Source organism: Wenzhouxiangella marina (assembly GCF_001187785.1).
GTDB classification, from domain to species: domain Bacteria; phylum Pseudomonadota; class Gammaproteobacteria; order Xanthomonadales; family Wenzhouxiangellaceae; genus Wenzhouxiangella; species Wenzhouxiangella marina.
This window is the reverse complement of the sequence record NZ_CP012154.1, coordinates 537,330-552,453: the sequence shown is the minus strand read 5'-3', so window position 1 is coordinate 552,453 and position 15,124 is coordinate 537,330. Positions and strand designations below refer to the sequence as shown.

Here is a 15,124-nt window from a genome sequence, read left to right as displayed (position 1 = left end):
GATCGGGTGTTGATGGGGGTGGGCTATGATCGGCGCTGGTCCTGTATTTCGAGTTGATCGTGTCCAAGCATCTTCCCTACAAGGCCACCACCGCGGGTGGTCAGACTCTGGAGTTCGATTTTCCGCTGCATGCCGAGACCGAATCGGCGGTCAATGTGGCCAATCTGATGGGCGTGGTACTGGCGACGCTCGACCGTGAGATCGCTCAGGTCGGCCCGATCAGCAACGGCGACCTGCTCCAGGCCCTGGCCATGACCCTGGCCGTTCGCACGCGCAGCATCCCGGGCGACCCCGACATGCTGGCGCGCCTGGCCCGGGATCTGACCGACCGCGCGCTGGACGCGAACTGGCGCGCCGAACACGCTTCCCGTCCTTCCGATTCACGCAGCGACCTGCATTGAATCCCCGGAGCTTCATGATGATTCGCATCCTTCCCGTTCTCGCCCTGCTGCTGGCCAGCGCGGCGACGGCACAGCCCGTGCCGGAGCGCTTCGACTGGCCGACCGCCACGCCGGAGGCCGCCGGCTTCGACCCTGAGCGCCTGGCCGAGGCCGTGGCCCTGGCCCGATCCGAGGCGGTGCTGGAGCCCACCGCCATGCATCAGCACCTGCTGGACACCTACACGCCCCGCGAGCCGAACTATCGCGTCCTCGGCCCCACGCGGGACCGGGTCGGCGACAGCGGCATGATTCTGAGCGGTGGCCGCGTGGTGGCCCAATGGGGCGACATCCACCGCGTCGACATGACCTTCAGCGTGGTCAAGAGCTACCTGGCCACCCTCGTCGCCCTGGCGCTGCAGGACGGTCTGATCGAATCCCTCGATGACCCGGTCCAGCGCTATGTGCACACTGGCGAGTTCGACAACGAGCACAATTCGAAGATCAGCTGGCGCCATCTTCTGCACCAGACCTCGGACTGGTCAGGCACGCTCTGGGAAGTTCATGACTGGGCCGATCGCCCCGTCGGTGACGACCCCGCCCAGTGGCCGAACCGCGAGATGCACGAGCCCGGCAGCTTCTTCAAGTACAACGACGTTCGGGTCAATCTCCTCGCCTACAGCCTGATGCAGGTGTTCCGCCAGCCCCTGCCCGTCGTGCTCCGAACCCGGATCATGGACCCGATCGGCGCGTCCTCGACCTGGCGCTGGCACGGGTACCGCAATTCCTGGATCGAGCTCGACGGGCTGCGCATGCAATCCGTCTCCGGCGGCGGGCACTTCGGCGGCGGCCTGTTCATCTCCACCGCCGACCACGCCCGCTTCGGCCTGCTGATGCTTCAGCGCGGCGTCTGGGGCGAGCAGCGCCTGATCGAGGACGACTGGTTCGATGCCATGCGCACGCCGACGCCGGCGCGCCCCGACTACGGCTACCTGTGGTGGCTGAACACCAATCGCGAAGCGATTCCCGGCGCTCCGGCTTCCGCCTACTGGGCGGCGGGCTTCGGCGGCAACTTCATCTACATCGACGAATGCAACGACCTGGTCGTGGTGCTGCGCTGGATCCCGGATCAGCGCCAGGTCATCGAAGCCATCCTCGACGCCCGCACGACCATCAACGAATGCCAGGACGCCGCTTGAGCACTCGGGGCCAATCAAGGAGCGAAAAGCCTTGAACACGAAGGTCACGAAGGAGGCACGAAGCACACGAAGAGGAGCCTAAAGAACTTTTTCCTTCGTGCCCTTCGTGCCATGCTTCGTGTCCTTCGTGTTGATCCTTTGCACAAGGTCGAGACAACTCTTGATCCGAAGGGAAACCAAGCAATGCAGCACATCGTGATCGACCAACCTGGCGGCTATGAGGCGCTGCAGCTGCGTGAGGCGCCGACGCCAGCGCCGGGGCCCGACGAGGTCCTGATCAAGGTCCGGGCCTGCGGCCTGAACTACGCCGACGGCATCATCCGCATGGGCCTGTATGCCTCGGCGAAGAAACTGCACGGCTACCCGATCACGCCGGGCTTCGAAGTCGCCGGCGTCGTCGAGCAGGTCGGACCTGACGTCGGTCGCTGGAGGCCGGGCGACGAGGTGATCGGCCTGACCCTGTTCAATGGCTACGCCAGCCATCTCAAGCTGCCCGCCGCAGGCGTCTTCGCCAAACCGGACAATCTGGACTTCGCCCAGGCCGCCACCCTGCCGACGGTCTTTCTCACCGCCTGGTGGATGGTGCACCGGCAGGTCCATCCGGAGCCGGGCGAGACCTGGCTCGTACACTCGGCCGCCGGCGGGGTCGGCTCGGCCCTGCTGCAGCTGGCCCGCCTGGCCGGCGTCCGCGCCATCGGCGTGGTCGGCGGAGGCCACAAGATCGACACGGCCCTGGCGATGGGCGCCGACGCGGTCATCGACAAGTCCACGGAAGACCTCTGGGCTCGCGCCGAGCAGCTGGCGCCCGACGGCTTCCAGACCATCTTCGATGCCAACGGCGTGTCGACCCTGAAGCAGAGCTATGCCCATCTGGCGCCCACGGGCCGCCTGGTGATCTTCGGCTTTGCCAGCATGCTGCCCAGGGACGGTCGCCTGAACTGGTTCAGACTGGCTCTGGACTGGCTGAAGACCCCGCGCTTCAACCCCCTCGACATGACCCAGTCCAACAGGAGCGTGCTGGCCGCCAATCTGAGTTTCCTCCAGGCCCATGCGCCGACCATGCAGGCCGGCATGGACTGGCTGCTGGACCGTTTCGCCAGTGGCGAGCTCCAGCCCCTGCCCGTCGAGACCTTCCCCCTCGAGCAAGCCGCCGAGGCCCAGCGCCGAATCGAGTCCGGCAAGACCGTGGGCAAGCTGGCGCTGATCCCGCCGCAGGATTGAGTCGATCGACGTGCGCACGAGCAGTCTGCTGTTCTGGGGCGGATTTGCCCTGACCCTGCCCCAGGCCCTGTGGGTGCGCAGCCGCGCCCGGCGCTTCGAGGATGCGGCCGGCGAGCCTCGCGGGCGGATCGAGGGACCGACGCCGCGCCGATTCATCGCCATCGGCGACTCGATCATCGCCGGCGTGGGCTGTTCCAGCCTGGAGCGGGCCTGCGTGGGCCACACGGCCAGCCGGCTGGCTGCCGCCATGGAAACCGGGCTGGAGTGGGACGCCTTGGGCGAGACCGGCGCCACGACCGGTCAGATCCTCGCACGCCTGCTCCCGCGCCTGCCCGAGACGCCCGCCGATTACATCCTCATCTCGGCCGGCGTCAACGACATCACGGGCCTGAAGTCCCTGACCCACTGGAAGACCGTGCTGGGCACGCTGGTCGATCGTCTGCATGCGCATTCACCCGACGCACGCATCGCCGTGCTCGGAATTCCGCCCATGCACTGCTTTCCCCGCCTGCCGCAACCGCTCCGCGCCCTGTTCGGCCTCCGCGCACGCGCCTACGACGAGGCGGCACATGCCTTGCTTGCCGGGCTCGATCATGCGGTGTACGTGCGCTTCGTCGGGGAATTCCGGCCCGATCAGTTCGCCCCGGACGGCTACCATCCATCCGAAGCCAGCTGCGGCGAGATCGCCGATGAAGTGGTCAAGGCACTGATCGGCCGCTGAAGCCCCGGCCGCCAGTAGCGCGCCGGCACGAAAAGGGACGTTCATCTTCCGGCTGATTGGCCGCCGATCCCCTGACCTATACTGGCCCCCTTCAAAAGCCTTGAACGGGAAGGGAGCATCATGGGATTCCGTCACTTCGCACTGTCCTGCACGCTGGCCGCCAGCCTGATTCTGATCGCCTGTTCGCAGGACGAGCCCGCGTCCACCTCGAACCCACCGGTCGCCGACAGCGCCTGGGACGAGGCTCTGGCCGATCGCGCCCGCCTGATCGACGTGTTGCCGGAGACCACCCTGGCCTACATCCGCATTCCCAGCCTCTGGGGACTGATCAGCGCGCCCAAGCCCGGCGCCCTGGCACCCGCACTGGGCAGCGAGGCGAACCGCGCGGTCGTCGAGCAGCTGCAGCATCGCGTGCCCGAAGCGATGGCGATCGAATTCGGCGCCCTCGCCCCCGCCATGACCCTGATCCTCGACACCCTGGCCTCGCCGCTGGAGATCGCCATGGTCGGCGACGGGCCGCAGCCCCTGGAGGCCGATCTGGTCATCGAAGCCCGCCTCGATCTGACCTCGACCGAAGAATTCAACACCCTGCTGACCAACCTCACGGGCAGCGAGGGCGTGCTCAGGATCCTCGAGCCCGCCACGGATGAGGAACCCGGGCAACTGCTGGCTGGCCTGTTTCCGATCTTCTACGGTTTCGACGCCGAGACCCAGCGCGTTCGACTGGTGGGCGGCATGTCGGCCCAGGTCGAGTCCTATCTCGAGTCTCTGGAATGGGACGGCGCCGGAGACTCACGGCTCCGCCAGATGCACGAGCGCATCGACGCCAGCGGCTTCGGCCTGATGGTCTGGGCCGACGGCGAGCGCCTGGCCCCGGTGCTGGAACAGAGCCTGCCGCCCGAACAGGCCGCCGAGATTCGCGACCTTGGCCTGCTCGCCACCGACGAACTGGCCTACGGCTACGGCAGCAGCAATGGCAAGGCTCGCCTGAGCCTGATCGCCCGCGGCGAGGGCGGCCCCCTGTGGCAGTTCGGCCTGCCCGAGCCCGGCACCAGTGATTTCGAGGCGAACGGCGAACCCGACTATGCGGCCGGCCTGCTGCTGCCGGACAGCGCCTGGGTGGAGCGGACCTGGCAGGCGCTCGACCCGGATGCGGAGTCGAATCGAGCCGAGATCGATCAGAAGCTGATGGAGCTCAGCGGTGCCCGACTGGCCGACTGGATCGACGCCCTGGCCGGGCGCTGGCTGCTGCTCAACGACGCCAACGGTGGCTACCTGGTCCACGAGCCCGCACGAGCCGACGCCTGGGGCGCGCTGCTCGATCGATTGGCCACGAAGTTCGACATCGTCCGGGACGCGCAGACGCATCGGGGCCAGGCGGTCCATCGCCTTTCGATTCCCGGCATGAGCCTGCCGATCGATCTGCCCGAGGCGCAGGATCCGGGCCAGCAGGCCGGCCAGTGGATCGTCCAGCGCCTGATGGCGATCGGGACCCACGTCTACTGGCTGGAAGAGGATGGCCGGCGGATCCTGGCCAACGTGCCACAGATCCTGCACGATCGGCTCGCCTACCCGGGTGACACGTCGGTCGGGGACTGGCTGGCGCGGGCCGGCCTGAACCCCGGCCAGGCCACGCTGTTCGGCGCCGTGCGGGCCGACGGCGCCCCGCAGCGCAACTACTACGCCTACCTGTCGACCCTGCAGGCCCTGGGTGACATGCTCGACACCCAGGTCGATCTCTCACCCTTTCCCAGCGCACGCAGCCTCGAACTGGCCGACGCGGGCACGGTAGGTCTGGAGCTGAGCTACACGGAGCAGACCATCGAACTGGGCCTGGCCTTCGAGAATCACCCGGGGGATCTGTTCTACAGCGGTGGTGGCGGTATGGCGGGCATCGCCGTGGCCGGCATGCTGGCCGCGATCGCCATCCCGGCCTACCAGGACTACACGAAGCGGGCGATGAGCTCGGAATTCCTGAACATGGCCGCCAGCGCCAAGCTGGCCATTGCGGAGTTCTATGTCAGTGAAGGTCGCCTGCCCAACGAGGAAGAAGCCGCGTCCTTCAGCCAGGTGTTCGACAGCGGGCCCGTTCGCCGCATCGACTACAACGCCCGCCTCCTGCGCCTGGTCATCCAGCTCGGACCCGAAGCCGGCTTCGGCGACAACGCCAGCCTGGAACTGGTGCCCGTGCTGCAGAACGGCATGGTGGTCCGCTGGCGCTGCGCCAGCACCAGCATCGAAGACACGGCCCTGCCCGCGCAGTGCCGGCCCTGAGAAAGCGGCGCCCGAGCTCGATGGATCGGGCGCCGGCATTCACGGCTGGAAAGCCGTTCTTCGCGTCTCTTCAGTCGATCAGATCGGCCTGCAGTGGGGCGGTGTTCTGCTGCAGGCCGAAGTGGCCCGTGCTGACGCTGTAGCTGGCGGTCTCGCCGCTGATCTGCGAGCTGTGGATGCCGCCGACGGTGCAGGTGCCGGTGGCGCAGACGACCTGATCGATCCAGCTCTTGATCGAGTAGACCCGTCTGCCCAGGGGCTCACCGTCGAGGGCATTCAGAAACGGTGAGTTGACGGACAGGCCCCAATAGCCGCAGGTGGAATTCCAGACGTTCCAGGGGTAGCGGCCGCAGCTCCACAGGCCACGGAAAGCACCGGCAATACCCACGAAGGTATCGACGTAGCCGTCGATGCCGTAGTCGGCGATCTGCTTGGCCGCCAGGGTCGCACCCATGGAGTGCCCGATCACGTCGATGCGGCCGGTGCAGGAGGCGGTCAGGGCATCGGCCAGGGCATTGACCACGGGCCACTCTTCCGAGCCGTTGTGATCGTTGCAGGCGGCGCAGGCGCTGCCCCAGGCCGGCCGGAAGATCGCGCCCGCCGGCACGCCGCGAGCACGGAGCTCCGAGTAGGTATTGTTCCAGTCCGAAGGCGATCCGGTGTTGCCATGGACCAGCACCACGGCGTCCTGACAGGCCAGCAGCGGTGCACTGGCGATGAGCAGGATCAGGCTTGCGAGAGCGATCGGGAAACGTTGCATGGGGCGCTCCTGTCGAGGGATGTCGCTCGACCCTGAAGGATGTGGGCCGGAAGCACCATTGGACCAAGGGACAGGTCCACCTTCGCTGCCGCATCGAGCGGAGCGACGATCGGAGCAATGCCGGAGCGCGGGAAAAACCGCGGTCGGCGCCGGGAAATCCGCATACCAATGCAACCAGAAGCATTAGTATCATCCGAAGCCGATGCCGGAAGAACGAAAACCGGGCGGTCACGCAGAAGTCGCGGTGACCGTGGTATTACTAGTCCAACCGTAAGTATTGCCTCATTCAGGGCTCCGGACGGATTCGCCTGCAAGGCAGAGTACCGAAGGCATAGCCATTCTACGTCGAGGTACTTTAACACGCGCTACGGTCTTCAGCAGGGCGCTTCTTGCTGCGCAAACCGCACCCTGCTTACGACCTGCGCTGCAGGCGGATTCGTCCGCAGCCCCCGCAGGGCTTGCCTCTCAGCGCCCGTGGACTGCGTTGTTGGCGCTCAACGTAGGCCCGGCTACGCACTTCGCGCCAACGCCTTGCCACGAGCGCTGAGAGACAAGCTGAATAAGGCAATACTTACGGTTGGACTAGTAAGCACCGACTGAAATTCAATGGGAGACCCCGATCATGACCCGATGCAGACTCTTCGCCGCCAGCGCCTTGCTGGCCGTCTCCAGCCTGGCCAGCGCCGAGCTGACCCCGGAACAGGCCGAGCGCGCGGTGGAAACCCGCCAGTCGGTGCTGCATCTGATGGGCTGGAACATCGGCCCCCTGGGCGCGATGGCGCGAGGGCGCATGGACTTCGACGTCGATCGGGTCCAGACCAATGCCGGGCGCCTGGTCGCGCTGGCGAACATGCTGCCCGACGCCTTCGCCCCGGACACGCGTGCCAACGAGGTGAGCACCGAAGCCCTGGACGTGATCTGGGAGCAGCCCGAGGCCTTCGCCGCCAAGATCCAGGCCACCATCGATGCCAGCAACCGCCTCGTTGAAGCCGCTGCCGGCGGTGACGAAAACGCGATGCGTGAAGCCATCGGCGGCCTGGGCAGCACCTGCGGCAGCTGCCACGACGACTTCCGCGCCGACGACTGAGCGGCATCGACACGATGGCGAGGGACGGCAAGGGGCGGCTGGTCTGGGACTGGCCGCTCCGACTCTGGCACTGGCTGTTCGCCCTGTGCATCCTCGGAGCCTGGATCAGCGGTGAGTGGGGCGGGTTCGACTGGCGCCAGTGGCATCTCTGGTTCGGCCAGGCCGCCGTCGGCCTGCTGATCTTTCGCCTGGCCTGGGGCCTCTGCGGACCGCGCCATGCCCGCTTCGCCAGCTTTCTACCCGGACCGAGGCGCCTGCTGGCCTACCTGAAGACCCTGCCCCAGCGAAACGCACCGGCGAGCGCCGGGCACAACCCGCTGGGCGCCCTCGCAGTGCTGGCCCTGCTGGTCATCCTTGCGGTCCAGGTCGGCACCGGCCTGTTCATCAGCGACGACATCCTCTACGAAGGGCCCTGGTTCGTCGCCGTCAGCGAGGCCACGGCGGATTTCGCCAGCCGCATCCACCATCAGCTGGCCTGGCCGATCGGCGCGCTGATCGCCCTGCACCTGATCGCCATCGGCTTCTATCGGATCTACAAGCGTCAGGACCTCACTCGCGCCATGATCACCGGCCGCAAGCCCGCCGATCAGGTGCCGGAATCGGCGTCGATTCCCGGCTCCCGCACCCTGCTGGCCCTGGTCCTGATCGTGCTGATCGCACTCTTCAGCTGGTGGCTGCTGGCCTTGGCACCGCCGGAGCCGCCGCCCACGATGGATTTCTGGTAGCGCCGCTGCAACTCACTCCATGACGGGCCAGATGCTTCGACTGCGTCAATTCCCAGGCGGGCACGTGGTCAGGCCGTCGATGTAACTGAGGCGCAGCAGCTCGAAATCACCGCTGCCGAACTCGGGCAGCAGCGACTGGTAGCTGGCCGAACCGGTCTCGCAGCCGAGCTGCATTTCGATCGAACCCCAATCGAAGAGTTCGACCTCCTGCGGGTCGAAGGCACGTCCGAATCGAGCACCCCGGGCCGACAGCACGTTGTCGAGCAGGATGCGGTCGTCACCGGCCTGGCTCTCACCCTGGCCCAGCATCCAGTACTGCTGCCCGGTCGCGTCGTAGCTGAACCACATCACCAGCACCTGGCCATTGTCCAGCCACTGGACGGTGTAGCCTTCGCCGGCGTGATCGGGATCGAACCAGGAGCCGTTCTGCACCGCTCGATCGGGTGGCGGCACATCGCTGGGGCCGCAGTCGAGTCCGAGGCCGCGGGTCAGGCGGTTCAAGGGCAGGCGCTGGGTCTGACCGAAGGCCCGGTAGTCGAACCAGCCCTGTTCGCAGTCGCTGAAGACCAGGCGGGCCGAACCGGCCGGCAGCAGCTCGACTTCGTCCGGGTCGAAGCCAGGACCGAAACGACCGCCGACCGGCGCGAGCAGGTTCTCGAAGCGAATCTGATTGGCAACCACCGGCCCCTGTCCAAGCAGCCAGCGCGGATGACCCTCTTCGTCGTAGGTGAACCAGTAGCCCACGGCCTGGCCATCGGGCAGCACCTCGATCACCCAACCTTCGCCGCCGCGGTCGGGGTCGATCCACATGGCGCTGTGCACGCCACGCACGGCTTCGGTCCCGGGGTCGCCGGCAGCGACGCGAAGATCGAGCTCCAGGGAGCGATCGGCACCGCCCGAGTCCAGGCTGCCGCTGGCGCTGTCGTAATCGGCCCAGGCGCCATCCTCCCAACGCGCCCGGGTGGCCGGGTTGGCGTCGAGGAGATTGCCGGTCAGATCGCTGGTCAGCACGGTGAAGTGGATGCCGTCTTCACCGGCGTTGATCTCATCGATCTGCGCCAGGGTTTCCGGCGCATCGGAAATCGTGAAGGCGATGCGGAAGGCGTCGTCCCGATAGCGGTGGTAGCCGTTCGGCGCGCCGCCCGCCTGATCCAGCCATTCGGGTGGCCCGAAGTCGGCCGCGATCACGTCGTTGCCGGACTCGATCCAGAGGTTCAGGTTGATCGAACTGGCGCTGCGGCCGGGGAAGGGAACGACCTGACCATTCTCGCGCCAGCGCATCGGCTTGCTGAAGGCCATCCAGAGCTCGTAGGCTCGGCCCGGCACCAGTGGCGCCAGGGACTGGTTGACGAAGTCGCGCATTTCGTTCTCGGCGTCGTCCCAGTGTGCCGACCAGACCACCGCACCCGTGGCCACGTCCACGACCTCGGCCATGGCGACGTGGGGCGGATCCGCCATGTGGTACGCCGCCACCAGCATGGTCTCGGCCAGGTTCTCGCGCACGCGGCGGATCTCGGACTCGGGCAGGATGAAGCCGTCGTGGCCATTGTTGCCGAAGCCACCGTAGTCCACCGCCCCGTTCTCGCCGGGCTCGATCTCCCAGGTGGCCGAGGGAATCTGATAGAGCTGACCGAAGTACTCCGAGGTCGTCCCGATACCGACGTCGATGCTGCTGACCGAATCGACATAGACGCGGTTGCCCGGCAGGGCCGCGTGATGATTCGACAGCGTGCTGAACAGGCGCGACTGGATGGCATTGCGGCGCAGATTCGAGGTGTGGACGCTGAAGAACACGCTGGTGTAGCTGTGCATGTCGGCGAAGAAGCGCAGGCGATCGGCCGGGGCGAGCCCCGCGGCGGCCAGCATGGCCTGGATCTCGGGCTCGGACTGCGCTGACGGTCCGCGCCAGGTCAGGTCATCCTGGATGCCGGTCTCCGGCGGCCCCGGCCAGAACGGCGGATTGTTCCGATTCAGATCGACCCCGGCCAGATGATCGCCGGTGGTGAAGAAATCCCCGTCCGTGCCACGCAGGTTCTTGCGACGCATGCGCCCGTCGCGAGGCCAGAACTGCGGGTTGCGATTGTCGGTCTCCAGCCAGTTGCGGGACGGATTGGCCTGGGTCTGCAGGAAGCCGTCGATGTTCATCACGGGCAGCACCACGACATTGACGTGATCGGCGACGAAATCCGTCAGAAAGTGATCGCCCTGCCCGGCAACCAGGCGCTCCATCAGGCCAGTCACGACCTCGGGCGACTGCCACTCGCGGGCGTGGATGCCGCCCGTGTAGAAAACCGCCGAGCGCGGCAGGCCTTCGGGCGTTCGGTCGCCGGACGCGGCCAGGCGATAGGCCCAGATCTCACGACCGTTGCGGCTCTGGCCGACGACTTCGCCGCTCACGCGATCGGACTGGAGCATCAGGTCCTGATGGCGGCTGTGCAGGCCCGCGTAGGTCCGGAATCCGTCGAAGGGCAAGGGCGTGTCGACCGGGATCGGCACCGGATAGCCCAGCCCGAGTTCACCATTGCCTTCGGTCCAGTTGGCCAGGCGCTGGCCAAAGGCAGAGGACGACAGCAGGAGCAGCGCGAGGCTGCCGAGAATCAGACGCCGGCTCATCGCTGCACCTCCTGCGGGACCAGGGAAGGCCGAAGGGACTGGATGCGCTCGAGCACGGGTGAGTCGAGCGCCCCGGGTGGTGCGGACGCCGGCTCGGCCCGCCAGCGCCGCGGCGCATCCAGCCGGGCCAGCTGCAGCGAAACCGTCGCGGCCAGCTCGGGATCATCGATCCGGGACCAGAGCTCGCGCGCCCAGGCCTCGGGCCAGTCATCGAGCGCCAGCCAGGCATCGGTCAGGCGCGCCAGGGCCAGCGCGCGGCTGGCTCGATCCGGATGCCCTTCGAGATGGAGCGCCAAGTCGACGAAGGCTTCCGGCGCCAGCACCGAACGGGCGCGGGCCAGCAGCTCCGCGACCCGGCGTGGCTCGGACGAGACCAACCATTGACCGAGCGTGTCGAGCTCGCCCAGCGCCAGCCACAGCTCGGGCATCAGGGCCTCGCTCAGCAGCGGATCGGCCGCAGCCGCCTCGGCCCACTTGCGCAGCCGTCCCTCGCTGGCCCGTGCCAGTGCGGCACGAAGCCCCAGCGCATAAGGGGCCGAGGGGTCCTCACGATAGCGCGCCAGGGCCTCGGTCATGGACCGCCTGCCCTGCCCCAGCAGGTCGGCTTCGCCTTCCGCATAGTCCCACTGGTTTGCCAGGCCCAGGGCCTGACCGGCCACGTTGTAGCGCGGAATTTGATGCGATGCGGATTCCTCGTGCGATCGCCAGGCCTGGGGCCGCCAGTCCTGAAGCCTCGCCATCAGCCGGGCCGGCAGGGCCCCGGGCCGCTCGGAGCGCAGTCGATGGATCAGCAACCAGGCCACCGCGTCACGCTCGGCCGGGCGCAGCGATGGGTTGCTCGCCAGGGCGTCGAGGCGAGCCTCGGCCACGACCCAGTCCTGGCGCATCACCAGGGCATGGAGTTCGGCCGCCTGCCGCTGAACCCCGGCCGCCTCCAGGGGCTCGGCCAGCGCAGCACCGGCCCAGAGACTGACCGACAGCATCATGGAAAGACAACACAGACGACCCAGCATGACCGCGACTCCATCGATGGCAGGACGTTTCGAGTATAGCGCCGATGTTCCGAAGCCCGCCCAATCCACCCGGCAGCGGCTATGATGATTTGCAGGGAAGATCCGGAACCATCGAAACGCAAGCGGGGCATCTATGTTCGAAGTCTTCAGCATCGGTCTGGCCTTCATCTTCGGTCTGGCGGTCAAGCAGATCGGCCTGCCGCCCCTGGTCGGCTTCCTCGCCGCCGGCTTCGGCCTGAACTGGATCGGACAACGCTTCGGCGTGCTGCCCCACTACACGGGCGAGGTGCTGGAGCACGTGGCGCATCTCGGCGTCCTGCTGCTGCTGTTCACCGTCGGACTGAAACTGAAACTGCGCCAGCTCGGTCAGGCCGCGGTGCTCGGCGGCGGCGGCCTGCACTTCCTGATCTCCGTGGCGGTGTTCGCCCCGGCGCTGTTCTGGTGGATGGGCCTGGACCTGCAGGTCGCAGCCCTGGTCGGCGTGGCCCTGGCCTTCTCCTCGACGGTCCTGGCCGCCAAGATTCTCGAGGCCAAGCGCGAGCTGACGGCCTTCCACGGCCGCATGGCGATCGGCATCCTGATCGTGCAGGACCTGATTGCCCTGCTGGTGCTGAGCATCTTCAGCGACAAGACGCCTTCGATCTGGGCCCTGGCCGTGTTCGCCCTGCCCCTGCTGCGCCCGGTGATCTACTGGCTCCTCGACCTGTCCGGCCGCGACGAGATGCTGGTGCTGATGGGCATGCTGCTGGCCACGGTGCTCGGCGGCATGGGCTTCGAGGCTGTCGGTCTGAGCTCCGAGGTCGGCGCCCTGCTGATGGGCGTGCTGCTGGCCGGACATCCCCGCGCCAGCGATGTCTCCGAATCCCTCTGGGGCTTGAAGGAACTGTTCCTGGTCGGCTTCTTTCTGCAGATCGGCATGTCCGGCCTGCCCACCCTCGGCGACTGGCTGTTCGCCCTGACCCTGATCGCCCTGCTACCCCTCAAGGGCCTGCTGTTCTTCTTCATCCTCGCCGCCTTCCACCTGCGCGCACGCAACGCCTTCCTGGCTGCACTCGCCTTGACCGCCTACTCCGAGTTCGGCCTGATCGTGGCCGCCGGCATTCCCGTCATGAACGAATGGCTGGTGCCGCTGGCGCTCACCGTGTCCCTGGGCTTCACCGTGTCGGCGCCGCTCAATCGCGCCGCGCACGCCCTGTTCGAGCGCTACGAGAACCGCCTGTGCCGCTATCAGCGCAGGACCGCGCACCCGGACGAAATCCCGCCCGACCTGAGTTCGGCCCGAGCCCTGATCATGGGCATGGGCCGAACGGGTACCGCGGCTTTCGAGCGCCTCGAAGAGTCCATGAGCGACCTGGTCGGCATCGACGCCGACCCCTACCGCGTCGCCGAGCACCGTGAGCACAATCGCCACGTGATTCTGGCCGACGCCGAGGACACGGACTTCTGGCGCTCGGTCAATCTTGGCTGCCTGGAAGTGGTGGTGCTCGCCATGGACGACCTCGAAGCCAAGCTGATCGCGGCACGCAAACTGCGCGAGCGCGGCTTTACGGGACCGATCATTTCCCATGCCCTCTACGAAGAGCACGTCGACAAGATCCGCGCGGCCGGGGCCGACGAGACCTACCTGACCATGCGCGAAGCGGGCCTGAGCCTGGCCGGCCACGCCATCAAGTGTCTGGAGCAGGACCAGGGCACCCGCGACTGGGTCTGAGTCACCGAAGCCGAGACACCACGTTCCGATTTCGCCCGGATTCCGAGCATGCCCTCCAGCGAACTCTTTCTGATCGCACTGGCCACCGTGCTGGCTTTGCCCTGGCTGATCTGGCGCCTGGGCCGGACCGATGCCTGGGCGCCGCTGGTGGTCGTCCAGATCCTGACCGGCATCGCGCTGGGGCCTGGCCTGTTCGGCGCGGCCTTTCCTGAAATCCACCGGACCGTGCTCAACGAGGAAGTCATCGCCATGCTCGGCGGCGTGGCTAGCTGGGGCGTCATCCTGTTCGTCTGGATCGCCGGCACCGAGCTCGATCTGAGCCAGGCCTGGCGGGAGCGCCGGGACAGCACGGTGACCGCCGGCCTGGCCATGCTCGGTCCGCTGGTTCTGGGTGGTGTGGTCGGCATGGGACTGCTCTGGCATGCGCCGGGCTGGATGGGACCGAGTGCCAGCTCGTGGCAGTTCGTTGCCGCCATCGGAATGGCCTGCTCGGTCACCGCCCTGCCGATCCTGATCCTGTTCATGGAGCGGCTGGAGATTCTTCGCAAGTCACTCGGCCAACGCGTGCTGCGCTACGCCAGCCTGGACGACCTGGCCATCTGGGGCCTGCTGGCCCTGATCCTGGTCGACCTGGAACGCCTGGGCAAGCAGGCAGCCTTTCTCGGCCTGTTCTTCCTGGCCACGGTGATCCTCCGCCGCGCCCTGCCACGCCTGAACCCGCAGGATCGGTGGTTCCTCAGCCTGGTCTGGTTGGCCCTCTGCGCCCTGGCCGCCGACTGGGCGGGCCTGCACTACATGGTGGGCGCCTTCCTGGCCGGGGCCGTTCTGGAGGCCGACTGGCTCGACCAGCAGCGCCTCGACCGGCTGCGGGAAATGCTGCTGCTGGTGATGATGCCGGTGTTCTTTCTCTACACGGGCCTGCGCACGGAGTGGCAGCTCGGCGGTGCGAGCGTCTTCGCTGCCGCCGCGGCACTGCTCCTGGCCGGGGTCGGCGGCAAGCTTCTCGGACTCCGGCTGGCCGGCCGAATCCTCGATTGGCCACCGGGCCAGGCCCGACTGATCGGCTGGCTGCTGCAGACCAAGGCCCTGATCATGATCATCTTCGCCAATATCCTTCTGGACCGGGCCGTGATCAGCGCCGAGACCTTCACCGCCCTGCTGCTGATGGCCGCCGCCTCGACCATGCTCACGATTCCCATGGCCCAGCGAGCAATGAAGCATTTCCAGGATCAGTCGCCCGAACCGAGCAAACTGCAAAGCCAGCGCTAATCGGCAAACCCAATCGAAACCACCCGCCCTTCTTCCCCATCACCCAAAGGGACGCGCGGTGGCCGGATCGGTCGCCTGCATGGCGGACGCAGGCACGGACCCGTTCGCGCCAGAGGCGAGCAGGAAACCAGGAGAGACCCGTAAGCAACCGGCA

At 67.2% G+C, this 15,124-nt stretch carries 12 protein-coding genes; 9 read left to right on the top strand and 3 right to left on the bottom strand.

The genetic code is table 11. The annotated features are described in order from the left end of the window. The first annotated feature begins 59 nt into the window (after positions 1-59). The 5 genes from WM2015_RS02325 to WM2015_RS15715 all read left to right on the top strand — a co-directional run bounded on the left by WM2015_RS02325 (position 60) and on the right by WM2015_RS15715 (position 5,792). On the top strand, positions 60-401 hold the full coding sequence (locus WM2015_RS02325; RefSeq protein WP_049726946.1) for a hypothetical protein: 342 nt from the start codon (positions 60-62) through the stop codon (positions 399-401). A gap of 14 nt (positions 402-415) precedes the next feature. Then, positions 416-1,576, top strand: coding sequence for a serine hydrolase domain-containing protein (locus tag WM2015_RS02320; RefSeq protein ID WP_049724523.1), 1,161 nt, complete (start codon positions 416-418; stop codon positions 1,574-1,576). 183 nt (positions 1,577-1,759) lie between these two features. Beyond that, a complete protein-coding gene (locus WM2015_RS02315) occupies positions 1,760-2,797 on the top strand; it encodes a synaptic vesicle VAT-1 family membrane protein (RefSeq protein WP_049724522.1) in 1,038 nt (345 codons plus the stop codon). 10 nt (positions 2,798-2,807) lie between these two features. Continuing rightward, positions 2,808-3,518, top strand: a complete 711-nt coding sequence (locus WM2015_RS02310; RefSeq protein WP_049724521.1) for an SGNH/GDSL hydrolase family protein — start codon at positions 2,808-2,810, stop codon at positions 3,516-3,518. A gap of 120 nt (positions 3,519-3,638) precedes the next feature. Then, complete coding sequence (locus tag WM2015_RS15715) at positions 3,639-5,792, top strand: pilin (RefSeq protein WP_049724520.1); 2,154 nt, start codon at positions 3,639-3,641, stop codon at positions 5,790-5,792. 70 nt (positions 5,793-5,862) lie between these two features. Here WM2015_RS15715 and WM2015_RS02300 read toward each other — a convergent pair whose 3' ends face one another. Continuing rightward, entirely contained in the window at positions 5,863-6,552 is a 690-nt protein-coding gene (locus WM2015_RS02300) for an esterase/lipase family protein (protein ID WP_049724519.1), read from the bottom strand. A gap of 622 nt (positions 6,553-7,174) precedes the next feature. Here WM2015_RS02300 and WM2015_RS02295 point away from each other — a divergent pair. Both WM2015_RS02295 and WM2015_RS02290 read left to right on the top strand, forming a co-directional pair. Further along, positions 7,175-7,639: a c-type cytochrome gene (locus WM2015_RS02295; protein ID WP_049724518.1), complete on the top strand. Its 465-nt coding sequence runs from the start codon at positions 7,175-7,177 to the stop codon at positions 7,637-7,639. 14 nt (positions 7,640-7,653) lie between these two features. After that, positions 7,654-8,364 carry a cytochrome b/b6 domain-containing protein gene (locus WM2015_RS02290; protein WP_049724517.1) on the top strand — a complete coding sequence of 237 codons (711 nt, stop codon included), beginning with the start codon at positions 7,654-7,656 and terminating at the stop codon, positions 8,362-8,364. Between the two features lie 45 nt (positions 8,365-8,409). Here the strand turns inward: WM2015_RS02290 and WM2015_RS02285 are convergent, their stop codons facing one another. Beyond that, the gene (locus WM2015_RS02285) at positions 8,410-10,977 is read right to left on the bottom strand and encodes a M14 family zinc carboxypeptidase (RefSeq protein ID WP_049724516.1); all 2,568 of its coding nucleotides are present in this window, start codon (positions 10,975-10,977) and stop codon (positions 8,410-8,412) included. Beyond that, the gene (locus tag WM2015_RS02280; protein ID WP_156200758.1) at positions 10,974-11,990 is read right to left on the bottom strand and encodes a serine/threonine-protein kinase; all 1,017 of its coding nucleotides are present in this window, start codon (positions 11,988-11,990) and stop codon (positions 10,974-10,976) included. The genes WM2015_RS02285 and WM2015_RS02280 overlap by 4 nt, the downstream gene beginning before the upstream one ends. A 133-nt stretch (positions 11,991-12,123) precedes the next feature. Between WM2015_RS02280 and WM2015_RS02275 the strand changes: the two genes are divergently transcribed. Both WM2015_RS02275 and WM2015_RS02270 read left to right on the top strand, forming a co-directional pair. After that, a complete protein-coding gene (locus WM2015_RS02275; RefSeq protein ID WP_049724514.1) occupies positions 12,124-13,701 on the top strand; it encodes a cation:proton antiporter family protein in 1,578 nt (525 codons plus the stop codon). Between the two features lie 48 nt (positions 13,702-13,749). Beyond that, entirely contained in the window at positions 13,750-14,970 is a 1,221-nt protein-coding gene (locus WM2015_RS02270; RefSeq protein WP_049724513.1) for a cation:proton antiporter, read from the top strand. The last annotated feature ends 154 nt before the right edge of the window (positions 14,971-15,124 follow it).

Bases quoted from the DNA above. Each gene is read 5' to 3' on its own strand.
- WM2015_RS02320 (WP_049724523.1), top strand. From the start codon at position 416: ATGATGATTCGCATCCTTCCCGTTCTCGCCCTGCTGCTGGCCAGCGCG.
- WM2015_RS02315 (WP_049724522.1), top strand. From the start codon at position 1,760: ATGCAGCACATCGTGATCGACCAACCTGGCGGCTATGAGGCGCTGCAG.
- WM2015_RS15715 (WP_049724520.1), top strand. From the start codon at position 3,639: ATGGGATTCCGTCACTTCGCACTGTCCTGCACGCTGGCCGCCAGCCTG.
- WM2015_RS02300 (WP_049724519.1), bottom strand. From the start codon at position 6,552: ATGCAACGTTTCCCGATCGCTCTCGCAAGCCTGATCCTGCTCATCGCC.
- WM2015_RS02295 (WP_049724518.1), top strand. From the start codon at position 7,175: ATGACCCGATGCAGACTCTTCGCCGCCAGCGCCTTGCTGGCCGTCTCC.
- WM2015_RS02290 (WP_049724517.1), top strand. From the start codon at position 7,654: ATGGCGAGGGACGGCAAGGGGCGGCTGGTCTGGGACTGGCCGCTCCGA.
- WM2015_RS02285 (WP_049724516.1), bottom strand. From the start codon at position 10,977: ATGAGCCGGCGTCTGATTCTCGGCAGCCTCGCGCTGCTCCTGCTGTCG.
- WM2015_RS02280 (WP_156200758.1), bottom strand. From the start codon at position 11,990: ATGCTGGGTCGTCTGTGTTGTCTTTCCATGATGCTGTCGGTCAGTCTC.
- WM2015_RS02275 (WP_049724514.1), top strand. From the start codon at position 12,124: ATGTTCGAAGTCTTCAGCATCGGTCTGGCCTTCATCTTCGGTCTGGCG.
- WM2015_RS02270 (WP_049724513.1), top strand. From the start codon at position 13,750: ATGCCCTCCAGCGAACTCTTTCTGATCGCACTGGCCACCGTGCTGGCT.